This window comes from Cognatundibacterium curvum (genome assembly GCF_014284235.1).
Classification (GTDB): domain Bacteria; phylum Pseudomonadota; class Gammaproteobacteria; order Burkholderiales; family Burkholderiaceae_D; genus Undibacterium; species Undibacterium curvum.
The window spans coordinates 327,508-342,467 of record NZ_JACOGD010000003.1; the positions used below are offsets into that span (position 1 = coordinate 327,508).

Here is a 14,960-nt window from a genome sequence, read left to right on the forward strand (position 1 = left end):
GGATTTTTTTATGCTGTCTCAGAGCACAGGCTGAGATCAGAATGCGCTTTGTATGCCCACACTCAATCCTGTGATGTTAGTGTTGCTGCCATCTGAGCGCGCCTGCCTGATATCCAGATCGCCGCGCAAATAAGTGAGTGGTGTGATGGCGTAGACCAGGCCGGCACCGATCACAGGTTTCAGGGCTGAGTAGCGTGTTGTGCTGGCGCTGGCCGCATTGGAGTTTTTTACTTCACTTGAGGTGAACGCGAGACCGGTGCGGCTGAATACTGCGAACTTATCATTCAGACGCCAGCGGTAAAGTGCAGCAAGGTCTATGCCTTTATGAGAGATGCTGCTTTCAGCATTCGCATTGATGCGCTCAAATGCGCCCTTCATGGTGCTGGCTATGTTCAGCTGGCTTTCCAGACTCCAGTTACTTCCCAGGTCGACGCCGCCGGTCAGCTTCAGGTTGGTAGCGGAAGTCTGGCAACTATTTTTGCATTTCAGACTGGCAGACATTTTGCCAGCTGCGATGCCGACATAACTTTGAGCCGCAACGCCAGTGCTCAATAAACTCAGGCTCAAGGTGAACAATAATTGAAGTGAAAAACTGGGGATAGGACGCATTCGGGGCAGACTGGTGAGAAGTTGAAGCAATACCCGTTAAACTTACAGGGCGATGCAGGTAAATAATTCTGTGTGGAAATAATATTGCGCGATACTAGCAATCACGCGGTCTGACTGTCAAAGTCTATGCGGCATTACTGCAAATATTTCTTGTGAGAATTTGTAACGAGTTCAGATGCGGCAGCACCGGAAATGCATGGTGCTGCGCGTAGAAGAGCAGGAAGATTGATGAGTGAGGCTGTGTTTTTCTGGTCTTAGAATAACAAGCCGCCACCTTTACGGAATAAAGCCACATCGACATAGCTGGACAAATGAAAGCTGTTTTCTGATGGCGTCAGTATGACGCCGCCCAGATCGATAGGCGTGCGCTGGCTGGCGATGGTTTGCAGCCCATCACGGCCTGATTTGGACATCTGTATGGCCTTGCTGAGTGTTTTCGCAACCATAAAACCTTCGAATGTCAGGGATGAAATATCTTCATCGCGGAATTTTCTCATCATATTGCTATGATCAATCTGAATCACAGATTTTTTTCCTTGGGGATTGGGAACAACCTGAGAAAAAACTGTCCATTCCAACGATGTTGGCCCTGCGATTTCAGCCAGTGTGTCCAGATTAATCGTAGACATGCCCGCCACAAAAGTGCGCGGCGCGTGTTTGCGGAATTCTTTGAGAAATAGGCCGGTCGCGACGGTATCGGCAACAGTAATCACGATATTCGGTGTAGCTTTGGCCAGTGCAGTGGCTTCGCGCGTCATATCCGCCGGCGTATCGGAAATCTTTGCAACGCCGCTGAGTACCATGTTGCGGCGTTTGACTTCAGACACCACATATTGATACATCTCGTGATTGATACTGTTATTTTGCAGGGCAATGCCAACCTGTTTAATGCCCAGTTTGTCAAAATAGGAAAAAATGTATTGCATCTCTTGTTCAGGTGTCGGGCGCCAGAACAGGACGCGATTCCCATAATTTTTGGCTGAGCCGACCAGCGGCGCAAACAAAGTCATATTGCTTTGTGCGAAGCGAGGTGAGCTGACAACAGCATCGGTCACGCCTGCGCCTACACCGCCTAGCAGATATTCGGCCTTGTCTTTTTCCAGCAGTTCATTCACTGCTTTAACTGATTGTTGCGGGCTACCCTGGTCGTCTCTGACCAGATATTTGACTCTGCGTCCGTTGATGCCGCCGGAACGGTTGAGGCTGTCGAAATAAGTGGTGATACCGGCAACATAGTCGCGACCCAGGCTGGAATTGGGACCGGACAGATCTATAGCGTGACCGATAACGATAGGATTATCTTGTGCTTGCAAGCTATTGCTGATCAGACTGGCACCTAGCAGTGAAAATGCGACACATTTTTTAAATAAGGTTTTCATGAACTCTGGACAGGTAAATTGATGCAATGCAGAAATTTTGCCTGTCAAATGTGACGCGCAGGTGACTGTCCGAATTTTTGAGGGAAGGTGCCGGCTGTGTTGGTTGGATATATTGGATTGCAATGGAAAATATTTTTAAAACGGGCTTAAGTCGGCCTGTTGAGCTGCCGTTAAAGGAGTGTACGGATAAGGGGGATTGTCATGGATATCAAAGGCGTTTCTAATGTTGCAACAACATTGGCGGAAGTTGGCACCAGTCAGGCTGTCAGTATCGCTATGTTGAAAAAAGCGAATGACATTCAGGCCGAGAGCGCAACTGCCTTGATAGAGGCAATTCCGGATAACAAGGCGACGGCGAATCTGCCTTCCCATCTTGGACGGAACGTGAATACGACAGCCTGATCTCAGCATAGACTGGATTGACTCAAAACAGCGCACTCTAGTGCGCTGTTTTCTTTTTGGGTTGTGATTTTGCACAAGCAAAACCCTCGCGCTTCCTTCATAATTCCGCTTTGTGACCAGGTATGGTCTGTTTATGTATGAGAGGAATGCTATGGCTGAAGTGCAGTGGGGATGGTCGGACAGACTGAGTTTGCCGTATCCGGCAATGGATGAAACACACCAGGAGTTTGTCGAGTTGTGCGCGGCTTTATCGGAGGATAATCCGGCGACTTTTCTGCAACGTCTGGATGCCTTGATTGCACATTCAGTCGCACACTTTGAGCAGGAAAATACCTGGATGGCCGAGACAGATTTCCCGCCTAAAGGATGTCACGAGCAGGAACACAATGCCGTGTTAGAGATTATGCGCGAAGTACGTCAGCGCTTTGAAGCCGGTGATAGCGAGCTGGGTGCCAGACTGGCAGAAGAGTTGCCGCACTGGTTTGAGCATCATGTGGATACGATGGATAATATGTTGGCCAGGCACATGGCTGCCTTGCAAAAAGAAGCAAGCGCTGTGACAGCCTGAAATTCACTGCTTGCTGACCGTGTTATGCACAACAGCCAGCTTCATCTGTTCATGTCAGGCTTTGCAAAAAATGCACGACATGAACAGTTTTATTTCATCATGCTCTGGTCTCAGGCATGTACTGTGATCACAATGTCACCTAACTGTACGCGCTGACCCGCGCGGATTTTTGCAGTTTTCCGTAATTCCTGTTGCCCATCAACGCGCACATCGCCGCTGGCAACGATCATTTTCCCTGCGCCACCGCTGTCACACAATCCAGCTACTTTGAGTAACTGGTTCAATTCTATATATTCCCCCTCCAGGGCGAAGCTAATTTGCTGACTCATATCTATCTCATTTAATTCAGAAAGTGCGCAAGGATACACCAAAAGTCAGGCGGAACTGCTCAAACTTTTGCCGTTCTGCTTGCTAGGTGCTGATATGAAGAAGGTCCGGTCGGGTCACTGAATCTGACTTGCAAACTTGTACATTCATAGTAGGATGTTTTCTAAGCATAGAAATTTTTTTGATTTTCTGTGTAAGTAATCCGGTGAGCCTGGAGACTAAGGCTTGCAGGTTCCCTTTTTTAACTTAGGAGATAACGATGAGTAACAAAGCTTTGATCGCAATGGCATTGGCTGGTTTGGTCACTTCGGCAGTCGCAGTGGCTGCGGATGACGCGAAAGCACCGGCAAAAACTGAAAAATGTTATGGTGTTGCAAAAGCTGGTCAGAATGACTGTGCAACCAAAACCGGTAGCCATTCCTGCGCTGGACAGGCAAAGAAAGACAATGATCCTAACGAATGGAAAAAAGTACCTGCCGGTTCTTGCGAAAAAATGGGCGGTAAAACAGAAGCGCCAAAAAGCTGATACTTCAGCCATCACACGCTGACTTTTCATTTGTCCGTTTTTAAACAAGCTCACATGCAATCATCATCCGCAACTGCCATCGCAGGCTTCGGTGTAGGCCTCAGAACCTGTCACTACCGGGATTTTTTAAACACTCCACAGACGACAGACTGGCTGGAAGTCCATACTGAAAACTATATGGGAGACGGCGGATATGATTTGCATGTGTTAGAAGTGTTACGCAAGGATTACCCCATCAGTCTGCACGGTGTAGGCATGGGATTAGGCTCGGCATCTGCCACCGATGCAGGGCAGGAGCAGCACCTGCAAGGTCTGAAACGATTGATAGACAGGGTCGAGCCTGGCCTGGTGTCCGAGCATTTATGCTGGAATGCTGTGCAAAGCCATTTTCTGAATGACTTGCTTCCTTTGCCCTTAAATAATGCCGCCTTGCAATTAATGTGTGAGCGCGTAGATCGCATGCAGGATGTGCTGCAGTGCCGGGTGCTGATCGAAAATGTGTCCACCTACGTACGTTTTGCTGCCGATCAGATGAGTGAGGCAGCATTTCTGGCAGAACTGAGTCGCAAAACAGGCTGTGGTGTTTTGTTGGATATAAATAACTTATATGTCAATCAGATCAATCACGGTGAGAGTGCCATTGATGCGTTACGGATTTACGCAGACTTGCCTGCTTTGACAGTAGGTGAAATCCATCTGGCTGGCCATTTGGATGCAGGGACTTGTCTGATTGATCATCATGGTAGCCGGGTCCATGCTGAGGTATGGAAATTATATGAATTGGCTTGCCAGCAACTTTCTTATCCGGTTCCAGTTCTGATTGAATGGGATACGGAAATTCCTGACTTGCATGTATTGCTTGAAGAGGCGGCTAAGGCAAGGCAACTGTCTGCTAAGCAGCTGGCTGAGGTGAGTTCATGAAGCCAGAACTGTTTGAGTTGCAACAAAGCTTTGCCAAGGCAATTCAAGATGTCGGGCAGGTGCCTGCACTGCTATCTGGATTGCGGCCTCATGCAGAGTTGCGAGACAGGTTAGCCATCTATCGCGGCAATTATACTGCGCTGATGCTGCGCGCATTAGAGTCTGCGTATCCAGTGCTCAGATGCCTGGTTGGCGACGAGTTTTTTGCGCAAATGGCCAAGGCGTTTGCGCTGCAATACCCGTCTGAATCCGGTGATATGCATCGCTTTGGTGTTGCTTTAGCGCACTTTTTGGCTGAGGCTGAACTGGATCCGAAATATGCGTATTTTGTGGATGTGGCACGCCTGGAGTGGCAAGTGCATAGGGCTTATTTCGCGACAAATGCGCCTGCCTTGTCACTGACTGATCTGATTGGCAAAGCTGGTGAAATGGGGCAGGAGCTGACTGCTGTCAGACCTGTGCTTCATCCGGCATGTCAGTTGTTCCGCTCGGAGTCAGGCGCAGTCGATGTCTGGCTTGCGCACCAAGAGATAAGCGGAAAAGGTGACCCAGATCAACATGAACTGTTGTTGCCATTAAATTTGGAGCGGAATTTAGGCGTGCTGAGCCGCGTCAACTGGAAGGTCCAGGTGCATCGCATCGAAGAGCCGGCTTGGCTGGCATTGGAGCAGATCCATGCCGGGGCAAGCCTCGAGCAGGCATTTGAAGTCGCTTTACAGGCCAAGGCTGATTTCGATGTGGCGCAAGGCTTGCGGCAATGGCTGGACTGGGGCTGTTTTGCTGACGTCATGCCTCAATAAAACTAATCAACTTTTCATCATTCGATGACGCTGTTTTTTTGTGATTTGCTGCTATGCAGCAGGGGCGCTATTTGTTGTCAAAATAAGCAGAGCAGCCCTAACTACATAAAATTAAAATCGGAATACATCATGAACATATTTAAATTAGCCGCCGGACTGGAAAATGAAATCGCAAACCGCATGCAGCGATGGCTGCAGCCCCTGGCTTTGCTGGCAATACGCTGCTTTGTCGCCTGGCAATTCCTTAAGGCGGGACTGTTGAAGGTGCAGGACTGGGAGCTGACCCTGTCCTTATTTCGCGAAGAGTATCAGGTGCCTTTACTGCCGCCAGAGCTGGCAGCTTTATTGGGTAGTGGAGGAGAGTTAGTACTACCTCTGTTTTTGATTGCCGGCTTGTTTTCCCGTCCTGCAGCATTTGGATTGTGGATGGTAAATCTGATGGCGGTGATCTCCTATCCGCTACTGTGGACTTTGGAGTGTCCTGCCGCAATTCGCGACCATTTTTATTGGGGTGGTATGTTAATGCTGCTGATGGTAACGGGGGCAGGCCGGCTGAGTCTGGATGGAGTCGGTAAAACCGCAACCTCTAAATCTGTTTAGATTTGGCTACAGTTGTACTGGCATTGATTTTTTTGTGCGCAGGTCTATAATGCGCATCCCTTACCAAAGGTCAATGCCGAATGCGGGCAAAAAATAATTTAAGAGTGTTTACTCTAGATTTGTATTTAAATCTATTCAGCTATTTGACCTGATGCGATACTTCATGTGAGTTTTTAGAACGCTCGTGCCATTACATGGCAATAAACAGGCGTGCGCTTCTTGTGACTTACAAACATAATTCTTACAGGAGACAACAATGCGTCAACATTCCGCAATGCTGACACTGATATCCGCTGCAGTTTTATCTGCTTGCGGTGGCAGTGGCACCCCAGGTCCAGCCGTCGACAATTCGATGGCACGTGGTACTCTGGTTGCAAATCCCCCTATTTTGGTACCGATTCCTCAGGCGAATGGTACAGCTGTGACTAAATTGGATCCGGTCGTCTTTAAAGGTATGCTGGAGGCAGCCAAGCCTGGCTTCACACAGGTGACTGGCGTCCCTAAGTGTGAAATTACGACTTATTACATGAAATACATCACAGTTGGCGGTGCGAATGAGCCTACCAACGCGACTGGCGCGATTATGGTTCCATCCGGCAGTGATCCAGCCTGTACCGGTCCACGTCCGGTTCTGCTGTACGCACATGGAACTACGGTCGACAAAGGCTTTAATATGTCCAATCTGCGTGACAATCAGGAAGCTACGATGGTTGCTGCTATGTATGCAGCCCAGGGCTTTATTGTTGTTGCGTCTAACTTTGCCGGTTACGACGTTTCTTCGCTAAGCTACCATCCTTATCTGAACGCAGAACAGCAAGCCAATGATATGGTCGATTCCCTGCGTGCAGCACGTAAGGCTTTCCCAGTGATCGGCGCACAGGATTCCGGTAAGCTGGTACTGACTGGCTATTCGCAAGGCGGTCACGTAGCGATGGCTACTCAGCGTGCAATGCAGACTACCTATGCGTCAGAGTTTAAAGTGAGTGCTTTGGCCGGTATGTCTGGCCCGTATGCGCTGGCTATGTTAGGTGATGCAGTGTTTGGCGGCGCACCTAATGCGGGCGGTACAGTATTTACTCCACTGTTGACAACAAGTTTCCAGAAGTCTTATGGCGGTATTTACAACTCTCCAAGCGATATCTACGAAGATAAGTATGCAACAGGTATTGAGTCCTTATTGCCGGGCAGCCTGAGCTTCAATGAGTTGTTCACTACAGGTAAGTTGCCACAACTGGCGATGTTTGCGGCGGACTCACTGCCAGCCGCGAAGCCTGGATTCGGTGCATTCTTTGGCGCGGGTAATCTGGTCAAAACCAGCTATCGCAATGCCTATGTTGCTGACCTGGTGCAAAATCCTTGCGGCGCAAACCCTGCTGATCCATTGAATTGCGCTCCTGCTAACGCATTGCGTAAAGCTGGAGTTAAGAACGACTTGCGTAACTACGTACCACAAGTGCCAACTATGCTGTGCGGTGGCAATGCGGATCCAACAGTCTTCTTTGCAAGTACACAGGCGACAGCTGGCTATTTCCTCGCAAAAGGTTTGCCATCTGCTGCATTAACTGTATTGGACGTAGACTCCAATCCAACTGGCGCAACTGATCCTTTTGCTGCTGCTAAAGTTGGCTTTGCGCAAACCAAAAAAGCGGCGATCGATGCTGCTATCGCTGCAAAGGTAGATCCGACTCAGGCCGTTGCCAGTGCTTACCACGGTACTTTAGTTCCACCATTCTGCAATGCTGCAGCACGTGGCTTCTTCCAACAAGTTTTGGCTAAATAAGCGTGGAGATATCTCAAATGATGAAAACTAAATTGGCTGCGGCCGCTTTGTTTGCCCTCGCTTCCAGCTCTGCGTTTGCCTACGACTATACGGTACGCGGTGGTGTGATTGGCATCAATATTCACTCAGAATCGCCTGACTTCACCAGCAATGGACCTGCATTTCTGACCCCTCAGCCTGCGGGTCTGACAGTCGGCAACGCGAAAACGCTGTTGTTTGGTCTGACTAAAAAACTCAGCGATAACTTTGAACTGGATTTCGTTGCTGGCTTGCCGCCAGAGCATGAGGTCTATGGTCGTGGCGTGTTGGCACCCTACGGTGTGATTGCACGTGTTAAGCAGCGTGCACCGACGGTATTTGTGAACTACAAATTCCGCGCGCCAAATGCAGACTTCCGTCCTTTTGTTGGCCTGGGTGTCAATTACACACAATTCTTTGATGCTAATACCACGCCATTAAATGATATCGCTGTGGGCGGCCCCACTAAGCTGAACCTGAAAAGTTCCTTTGGTTTGGCTGCTCAGGTTGGTGCGACTTATCAGTTGAATGAACGCTGGTCTGTGACGGCTTCCTTAGCAACAGCCAAAGTGAAAACCGATCTGACCGCGGTTACAGGCAGTATCGAACGTAAAACGACAGTTGACTTCAAGCCTGTTGTGGTTGCGGTCGGTGTTGGTTATAGCTTCTGGTAATACCAGTCCTGAGACGTAAAAGTAAAAGACCCGGATACGCATTAGTCGTATCCGGGTCTTTTTGTTATTGTTCGTCGTCTTACTCAGGCCTTATGCGTTGACAGTTGGCTGGTCGCAATCTTACAAGGCTACCTGATTGCGTCCCGCTTCTTTTGCTCGGTACAGGGCCTGGTCAGCAGCCTCAATTAAGGCGCTAAAGTCTTGCTCTTCACTAAGGGTCGCAACACCAAATGAGCCTGTGATGTGCGGCAACGCTTTATTGTGCTCATGAAAAACCCTGGCCTTAGCCAGTCGGTTACACAGGCGTTGCGCGACTGTATAAGCTTGTTTTTGCGCCGTTCCTGGCAGGATTACCATCATTTCCTCTCCACCGTAGCGGGCTGCAAAGTCAGTTGGCCTGAGCCCTGCATTCAATACTTTGGCTGCAGTTTGCAGCGCGTCGTCACCCAATACATGTCCATATGTGTCATTGAAACGTTTAAAGTGATCGAGGTCGACCAGTATGATGCTGAGCGCAGTGGTATTCGCCTGTGCCTGTTGCACCAGTGCGGGCAATTGATTGTTGAGCCAGGCGCGATTATGTAATCCGGTCAGCCCATCAACCATGGATAACTGGCGATAGAATTCTCCCACTTTCTGGCGACTGCGTATTTGCGCATTGGCCGCCCGAATACGGAATGAGAGTAATTGCAGCAAATTTCTCGCGACGCCATTAGATTCTTCAATCAGACGCCACATCGTTTCTGCTTCTATCACCAGCAGTTCACTATCCTGTATCGCAGTGACGGTGGCAGAGTGGGTTTCTTCATCCAGCACCGATAACTCACCCACGCATTCTCCGGGCAGGTATTGAGTAATCGTATTTTCGATGTGATTATTATCGTCGTTGAGCTTGCTGATGCCGAGTGCGCCTTGCAATACCACATACAGTCGAGACCCCGAGCTGTTGGCGTCGAGGACGATCTGTCCGGTTCTGGCACTGACTACCGCGCAGTGACTCAGAATGTGGCGGATCAGTGGTAAGTTTTGTTCAGAAATATCACGGAATAACTGTATATCTTCGACCCGATAATGCGTTTGACCAAAAACCATTAACTGTTCCAACATTGATTTATCCAGATACATAGTGCTCACAAAAAAATTTGATTCAGTGCTTCGCATCGCATTTCAGTTTCCCGGAAGATGCTCAGGCATTCTTTCTCGTCCAGAGCTAGCGTATCCCAAGCTTGCTGCGACAGCAAGGGGACAGCATCATTTTCCTGGTCATTCAGATCCAGCGCATGCACCATGCTGTTAGCAACATGGATGACCGAAGCAAGGGGATGTATGTCTTCCAGGTCTGGCTGGTGATGACCGCGTATCGCATCTTGCACCGCTTCAGCGAAGTGCCAGTGTTGTGCCAGTGCCAGCCCGGCTTCGACATGATTAGTTTGTAAAATGCTGTTTTCCGCATCGATCAGTGCGCAATCCAGTGTGACCCTGGTTTGAATGACTTCGGCATACGCAGACGGATTATGTGTCACCAGCACCAGTCGGCCTATGTCATGCAGCAAGCCGGCTGTGAATGCAAAATCATGCTTCATATGGAGTGCGCGGGAAATCAGCTCGGCGCACACCGCTGTGGCAGTGCTATGGCGCCAGAAAGAACGGAAATCAAACCCTGGACAGTTCACTGCCGGGAATTGACGTGACATGACAGAAGTGCGGATCACATTCTTGATATTTCTGACCCCCAGTAAGGCAGTTGCTTGTTGTATAGTGACGACTCTGGAATTGGTGCCAAAATGAGAAGAGTTAGCCAGACGCAGAATTTTCGCTGTGATGGCTTGATCCATAGCGATTTTTTCGTTCATGCTATCCATGCTGGTTTCATCGTTGCTTAGATCCGCGAGTAATTCCTGAGCGACCTCGGGCAAAGTTGGCAGATCCCGGATATGACGAATGATTTCACTCATGGTTGTTGATTCGGTATCGCTCATGATGCGAGTCCTTCTCGATAATGCACGACGAATTGTCTGAGTGTTTGCATTGCACCCTCATCACTGGCATGCCGGAACAGATAATCAATGCGTTGCAGCTGGCGTTGCAATTCCTCTGCATCGATGATTTGTTCTCCTGCATCAGAGACTATGCTAAGTAAATGGACATCATGGTGTGCAATGGCCTTGATCGTGGCATCCGTCAGGTTGACACCAGCTGGTAGTAATACGTGCCCCATCTTATCGAGCAGGTCGTGCGCCAGTACCATGCCTGCCTCAAGCTTATTCAATGGGAGATAACGACTATGCTTGCTCATTGTTTTGCCTCCGTCTTTCCTGGCTGCGCTGCTGCCAGGCGACCCGTTAGGGTTCAGATTGCGAAGTGGTTAGCTTGGCTACTTATTATTGCAAACCATTAATGTCAGCATATATGACAATCTTCGCAATGCCTAGCCCCAATTATGTGCAATTTGTTATGATCTGCTGCTAATTCAAAGCAGGGGAAATAATGCGTATCTGGACATCGTTGCGGTCGGTCAGACGGCCGCGCTTAGTACTTGCCATATTTTTGGGTATGTTAAGCAGTATCTTATGGCCTGAGAGCTGGCGCATGTCGACGCGCGTCTTGCTGAGCTGGGATATTACCGCATGGACTTATCTGGCGCTGATGGGGTGGATGATGTCACGTGCCAGGCCAGAACAAGTGATGGAGATGGCTGAGAAAGAGGATGAAAGCGCTGTCGCAATCCTGACCCTGATTTCGGTTTGTGCCAGCATCAGTCTGGCCGCGATTGTGATTGAACTGGCTGGTATTCAGGGCGCGCCAGCCGAAGTGAAAATATTTCATTACGTGCTGACCGGGCTAACCGTGATAGGTGCGTGGGCCTTGGTCGCAGTGGTCTTTAGCTTTCATTACGCTTTATTGTTTTATGCCTCCCCGGAGCAGCAGCGTGCATTGAAATTCCCGGATCAGGAATGTATTCCTGATTTTTGGGATTTTTTATATTTTTCTTTTACCATTGCAGTCGCTGCGCAAACTTCCGATGTCAGTGTGATGTGTGGAAGTGCGCGTAAAACAGTTTTATTTCAATCTGTGCTGAGTTTCTTCTTCAATGTCGCGATACTTGGTTTTTCGATTAATATCGCCGCCAGTCTGGTCAGCTCTTGAAGCAACCGCTATTGCGCAGGTGCTATGCCTGTGTCTTTCCTGATGTTCAATGACATCAATGGATATTTTTTCTCAAGTGAACGCATGCTACTTAACTATATCTGGATCAGTTTTTTTCTGATCAGCTTTTTTGCCGCTCTGGTGCAATTCCTTGTTTTCGGCGATGTCGACGTTTTTAAACGCATTATGGATGGCACGTTTGAATCTGCCCGTATGGGTGTGATGGACATCGCATTGCCACTGGCTGGGGTGATGACGCTGTGGCTGGGCATAATGAATGTCGGAGAAAAAGCCGGTGCCATCCAGTTTTTTGCGCGCATCATAGGTCCGTTTTTTTCGCGGATTTTTCCTGGCGTGCCTGCCGATCATCCGGCCAACGGACATATGGTAATGAACTTTTCGGCAAACTTGCTGGGGCTGGATAATGCCGCTACGCCGTTTGGGCTGAAAGCGATGGAGAGTCTGCAGACCTTGAATCCGAATAAGGACGAGGCGACCGATGCGCAGATTATGTTCCTGGTATTACATACTTCTGGCCTGACCCTGATTCCACTTTCAATTATGGCGCAACGTGCCATCCTGGGGGCGCAGAATCCATCGGATATTTTCATTCCTTGCCTGATCGCCACCTATGTCGCTACGATAGTCGGTTTGATTGCCGTCGCCATTTGTCAGCGCATCAATCTGCTGAACCGGGTAGTGCTGGGATGGTTAGGTGGTATCAGTGCTGCCATTATCAGTTTGGTCTGGTATATGAGTCATTTCATGAGCCGGACTGAGATCGAAGTATTCTCTAAAGTCAGCAGCAATCTGCTGCTGTTCTCCATCATCGTTGTCTTCATACTTGGGGCTATGCGAAAAAAAGTGAATGTGTACGAAGCATTCATAGAGGGCGCAAAGGGCGGTATACAAACCTCGCTGACTATCATTCCCTATCTGGTTGGCATGCTGGTGGCTATCGGCGTGTTACGCAATGCCGGCGTGCTGGGTACGGTGGTATCCGGGGTTACCTGGCTGTTTTCGCAGTTGGGTGTGAATACCGATTTCACTTCTGCTTTGCCGACCGCTTTAATGAAGCCGTTCAGCAGCAGTGGTTCACGTGCATTGATGGTGGATGCAATGAAAACCTATGGTGTCGATTCCTTTGTCGGCAGGCTGACTTGTATATTTCAGGGTTCAGCCGACACGACTTTTTACATCGTCGCATTGTATTTTGGATCGGTAGGGATACGTAAGACCCGCTATGCGATTTCAGTTGGTTTGATCGCAGATTTTGCTGGCGTGATCGCTGCGATTTTTGTCGCTTACCTGTTTTTTCATTGAGCTGATCAACGAAGCAGCCATCATAGTGATGGCTGCTCGCTAAGGGTTTATTTGGGAATGATGCTGGTTTTGTAGACCGGATATTGCTGGTAATTCTGATCCCAGGAACTGTGACGTTTTGCGAAAAACTCCAGCCGCGCGGCCGGATTTTTGGCAAAGGCCGGATCAGACTTCAATTTTTGCGCAAACTCTTTTTTCAGTTCCGGATCTGCCGCCAGTTGTTCTCTGGCGACGTCTTCCGCCACATAGGCTTCCATGTATTCTTTTTGTTCAAACGCGTTATTGAACATGCCCCAGTTGACCAATGCGTCTGCCGAGGCAGGTTCAAATAATGTGGCAACCAAAGCTGACTTTGGCTGTGCCGACGGAATGAATAATGAGGCTTTGCCAAAATTAGCAGTCGCTGTTTTCCATTCGCCTTGTAGCTTCAATTGCTGATGTGACTCAAAGGAGTGGCTGGCAAATTTCGCCTGGCTGGTTTGAAAGCGTTCTACCGCCACATCACTGAGTGGCGTGCTCAGAGACTGAAACTGTATGCCATGCAGCCTGAGTTTCTCCAGCACCGGTTTGGCATAGGCTGCAGGTACCAGATAGCCACCTGAGGGTAATTGTATCTGTGCATCAGGTAGAATCTCGTCGCGCAGTTTTACTTTCCATAGCTGTGGTTTGCTTTCGTCATAGCGCGTCATCAGCGCGCCTGATATCTCAGACATGGTACGTGTATAAGCATAGCCACGGAAATTGATTTGTTTGTAGTTCTCAGTCGTTTTGTAAGTGACTGGCAGCTTGTTACCTGCTGCATTGACGGCACGCATATCAGCCTGCTCAGCGAGTTTTTTCCATTCGTTGCCATGACGCGCCACCTGATTCAGGATGGCGTAAATACTGTTTTTTGTGATTTTTACCCGGGTTGCATACTCTTTCCAGGAATGGGTTTCCACCAAAATGCCAAAGCGATTTCTGAGCAGGAAATAGCCATTTGAAAAGCGCGCGCCGGGGACGCCATCGATGAAGCCGGATTGCGGATCATCTTCCTCCGCAAACGACATATAAAACGGTTGTGGTAAAGAGCCACTTTTCTCCAGCTCAGTGATGATACTGTCGCGTAAGGCTTTACCAGTGCGCCGTAATTCCGTATCGCCCGCATTCACAGGTTCGACCTGAATTGAAATATCGTGTTCGAATTTCGCACCATCGGTCACATGCAAATCAGCGGTCACCAGCGGGTCCCACAGATTGATCAGCCTGAGCATGGCCTGCATTTCAGGCGCATCTGCTTTGATGTAATCGCGGTTCAGGTTGAAGTTTTGCGCAGTGGTGCGCCATCCCATTTCTTCTGGTCCGCGTTGATTTGGGCGATTCCATTTGCCGAAGCGCTCGTGTCCATCAACATTGAACACCGGTACGAATAACAAGACCTGCTTGTCGAGCAAATCGCTGCCCTGATTTTGCGCCAGTAATTCTTTGAGAACTAAGAAGCCCGCATCTTTGCCATCGATTTCACCTGCGTGTATGCCTGCCTGTATCAGTGTGACCGGGATTTGTTTTTCTTTGACAGCCAGCGGTGTCAATGCGCCGGTTTTGGTCACCAGCATCGCCAGCAAGGGGCGGCCTTCAGGGCTGCGGCCAAATTCCTGGCAGCGTACAAATTTAGGATAATTCTTTTGAAAATTCCGGCACAGATTTTCTACTTCATCGTAGCGACCGGTTTTTTGAAATTGCGACTTTTCCGCGAGTGTGGTGATGTTTTCGGCGGCGATTGCAGTGCCGCCGGTCAGGAGACTGGCAATCAGGAAGGACAGTAATTTCATGGCTGAGCCTGGTAATGATGAGAACATAGATCGGCGAACCGACGCTCGCATTGAAGCGTCAATTGTTGACGATCC

At 49.2% G+C, this 14,960-nt stretch carries 17 protein-coding genes; 10 read left to right on the forward strand and 7 right to left on the reverse strand.

Translation table 11 applies throughout. The annotated features are described in order from the left end of the window. Positions 1-36: 36 nt before the first annotated feature. Both H8K43_RS07600 and H8K43_RS07605 read right to left on the reverse strand, forming a co-directional pair. Entirely contained in the window at positions 37-609 is a 573-nt protein-coding gene (locus H8K43_RS07600; protein ID WP_186903265.1) for an outer membrane beta-barrel protein, read from the reverse strand. Between the two features lie 254 nt (positions 610-863). Continuing rightward, positions 864-1,988, reverse strand: coding sequence for an ABC transporter substrate-binding protein (locus tag H8K43_RS07605; protein WP_186903266.1), 1,125 nt, complete (start codon positions 1,986-1,988; stop codon positions 864-866). Positions 1,989-2,189: 201 nt separating this feature from the next. On the opposite strand from H8K43_RS07605, the gene H8K43_RS07610 reads away from it, so the two are divergent. Together H8K43_RS07610 and H8K43_RS07615 are read left to right on the forward strand one after the other, a co-directional pair. After that, positions 2,190-2,390 (forward strand): YjfB family protein, encoded by a 201-nt coding sequence (locus H8K43_RS07610; protein WP_186903267.1) that lies wholly within the window; start codon positions 2,190-2,192, stop codon positions 2,388-2,390. 151 nt (positions 2,391-2,541) lie between these two features. Then, positions 2,542-2,958, forward strand: a complete 417-nt coding sequence (locus H8K43_RS07615) for a hemerythrin domain-containing protein (protein WP_186903268.1) — start codon at positions 2,542-2,544, stop codon at positions 2,956-2,958. A 110-nt stretch (positions 2,959-3,068) separates the two neighbouring features. On the opposite strand, the gene H8K43_RS07620 is transcribed toward H8K43_RS07615, so the two are convergent. Further along, positions 3,069-3,287 carry an RNA-binding S4 domain-containing protein gene (locus H8K43_RS07620; RefSeq protein ID WP_186880183.1) on the reverse strand — a complete coding sequence of 73 codons (219 nt, stop codon included), beginning with the start codon at positions 3,285-3,287 and terminating at the stop codon, positions 3,069-3,071. Between the two features lie 257 nt (positions 3,288-3,544). Here H8K43_RS07620 and H8K43_RS07625 point away from each other — a divergent pair, with 257 nt between their 5' ends. The 6 genes from H8K43_RS07625 to H8K43_RS07650 all read left to right on the forward strand — a co-directional run bounded on the left by H8K43_RS07625 (position 3,545) and on the right by H8K43_RS07650 (position 8,604). Next, positions 3,545-3,811 (forward strand): BufA1 family periplasmic bufferin-type metallophore, encoded by a 267-nt coding sequence (locus H8K43_RS07625; protein ID WP_186903269.1) that lies wholly within the window; start codon positions 3,545-3,547, stop codon positions 3,809-3,811. A 54-nt stretch (positions 3,812-3,865) separates the two neighbouring features. Then, entirely contained in the window at positions 3,866-4,732 is an 867-nt protein-coding gene (bufB, locus tag H8K43_RS07630; RefSeq protein WP_186903270.1) for an MNIO family bufferin maturase, read from the forward strand. Next, entirely contained in the window at positions 4,729-5,532 is an 804-nt protein-coding gene (locus H8K43_RS07635) for an HvfC/BufC N-terminal domain-containing protein (RefSeq protein ID WP_186903271.1), read from the forward strand. The genes bufB and H8K43_RS07635 overlap by 4 nt, the downstream gene beginning before the upstream one ends. Before the next feature lie 129 nt (positions 5,533-5,661). Further along, positions 5,662-6,132, forward strand: a complete 471-nt coding sequence (locus H8K43_RS07640; RefSeq protein ID WP_186903272.1) for a DoxX family protein — start codon at positions 5,662-5,664, stop codon at positions 6,130-6,132. A gap of 256 nt (positions 6,133-6,388) precedes the next feature. Further along, positions 6,389-7,912 carry an alpha/beta hydrolase family protein gene (locus H8K43_RS07645; RefSeq protein ID WP_186903273.1) on the forward strand — a complete coding sequence of 508 codons (1,524 nt, stop codon included), beginning with the start codon at positions 6,389-6,391 and terminating at the stop codon, positions 7,910-7,912. A 17-nt stretch (positions 7,913-7,929) separates the two neighbouring features. Then, entirely contained in the window at positions 7,930-8,604 is a 675-nt protein-coding gene (locus H8K43_RS07650) for an OmpW/AlkL family protein (protein ID WP_186903274.1), read from the forward strand. 120 nt (positions 8,605-8,724) lie between these two features. On the opposite strand, the gene H8K43_RS07655 is transcribed toward H8K43_RS07650, so the two are convergent. Genes H8K43_RS07655 through H8K43_RS07665 form a run of 3 tightly spaced genes read right to left on the reverse strand, consistent with a single transcriptional unit; the run spans position 8,725 to position 10,900 of the window. Further along, positions 8,725-9,711: a GGDEF domain-containing protein gene (locus tag H8K43_RS07655; protein ID WP_329604489.1), complete on the reverse strand. Its 987-nt coding sequence runs from the start codon at positions 9,709-9,711 to the stop codon at positions 8,725-8,727. A 23-nt stretch (positions 9,712-9,734) separates the two neighbouring features. Beyond that, positions 9,735-10,583, reverse strand: coding sequence for an HDOD domain-containing protein (locus H8K43_RS07660; protein WP_186903275.1), 849 nt, complete (start codon positions 10,581-10,583; stop codon positions 9,735-9,737). After that, entirely contained in the window at positions 10,580-10,900 is a 321-nt protein-coding gene (locus H8K43_RS07665) for a hypothetical protein (RefSeq protein WP_186903276.1), read from the reverse strand. Before H8K43_RS07665 ends, H8K43_RS07660 begins: the two co-directional genes overlap by 4 nt. Before the next feature lie 293 nt (positions 10,901-11,193). On the opposite strand from H8K43_RS07665, the gene H8K43_RS07670 reads away from it, so the two are divergent. Continuing rightward, entirely contained in the window at positions 11,194-11,751 is a 558-nt protein-coding gene (locus H8K43_RS07670) for a DUF1345 domain-containing protein (RefSeq protein WP_230403740.1), read from the forward strand. An 84-nt stretch (positions 11,752-11,835) separates the two neighbouring features. Beyond that, a complete protein-coding gene (locus tag H8K43_RS07675) occupies positions 11,836-13,074 on the forward strand; it encodes a nucleoside recognition domain-containing protein (RefSeq protein WP_186903381.1) in 1,239 nt (412 codons plus the stop codon). Positions 13,075-13,121: 47 nt separating this feature from the next. Here the strand turns inward: H8K43_RS07675 and H8K43_RS07680 are convergent, their stop codons facing one another. After that, positions 13,122-14,885 (reverse strand): M14 family metallopeptidase, encoded by a 1,764-nt coding sequence (locus H8K43_RS07680; protein ID WP_186903278.1) that lies wholly within the window; start codon positions 14,883-14,885, stop codon positions 13,122-13,124. Positions 14,886-14,960 lie beyond the last annotated feature (75 nt).

Coding starts and splice junctions, on each gene's coding strand:
- H8K43_RS07600 (WP_186903265.1), bottom strand. CDS start 609: ATGCGTCCTATCCCCAGTTTTTCACTTCAATTATTGTTCACCTTGAGC.
- H8K43_RS07605 (WP_186903266.1), bottom strand. CDS start 1,988: ATGAAAACCTTATTTAAAAAATGTGTCGCATTTTCACTGCTAGGTGCC.
- H8K43_RS07610 (WP_186903267.1), top strand. CDS start 2,190: ATGGATATCAAAGGCGTTTCTAATGTTGCAACAACATTGGCGGAAGTT.
- H8K43_RS07615 (WP_186903268.1), top strand. CDS start 2,542: ATGGCTGAAGTGCAGTGGGGATGGTCGGACAGACTGAGTTTGCCGTAT.
- H8K43_RS07620 (WP_186880183.1), bottom strand. CDS start 3,287: ATGAGTCAGCAAATTAGCTTCGCCCTGGAGGGGGAATATATAGAATTG.
- H8K43_RS07625 (WP_186903269.1), top strand. CDS start 3,545: ATGAGTAACAAAGCTTTGATCGCAATGGCATTGGCTGGTTTGGTCACT.
- bufB (WP_186903270.1), top strand. CDS start 3,866: ATGCAATCATCATCCGCAACTGCCATCGCAGGCTTCGGTGTAGGCCTC.
- H8K43_RS07635 (WP_186903271.1), top strand. CDS start 4,729: ATGAAGCCAGAACTGTTTGAGTTGCAACAAAGCTTTGCCAAGGCAATT.
- H8K43_RS07640 (WP_186903272.1), top strand. CDS start 5,662: ATGAACATATTTAAATTAGCCGCCGGACTGGAAAATGAAATCGCAAAC.
- H8K43_RS07645 (WP_186903273.1), top strand. CDS start 6,389: ATGCGTCAACATTCCGCAATGCTGACACTGATATCCGCTGCAGTTTTA.
- H8K43_RS07650 (WP_186903274.1), top strand. CDS start 7,930: ATGATGAAAACTAAATTGGCTGCGGCCGCTTTGTTTGCCCTCGCTTCC.
- H8K43_RS07655 (WP_329604489.1), bottom strand. CDS start 9,711: ATGTTGGAACAGTTAATGGTTTTTGGTCAAACGCATTATCGGGTCGAA.
- H8K43_RS07660 (WP_186903275.1), bottom strand. CDS start 10,583: ATGAGCGATACCGAATCAACAACCATGAGTGAAATCATTCGTCATATC.
- H8K43_RS07665 (WP_186903276.1), bottom strand. CDS start 10,900: ATGAGCAAGCATAGTCGTTATCTCCCATTGAATAAGCTTGAGGCAGGC.
- H8K43_RS07670 (WP_230403740.1), top strand. CDS start 11,194: ATGTCGACGCGCGTCTTGCTGAGCTGGGATATTACCGCATGGACTTAT.
- H8K43_RS07675 (WP_186903381.1), top strand. CDS start 11,836: ATGCTACTTAACTATATCTGGATCAGTTTTTTTCTGATCAGCTTTTTT.
- H8K43_RS07680 (WP_186903278.1), bottom strand. CDS start 14,885: ATGAAATTACTGTCCTTCCTGATTGCCAGTCTCCTGACCGGCGGCACT.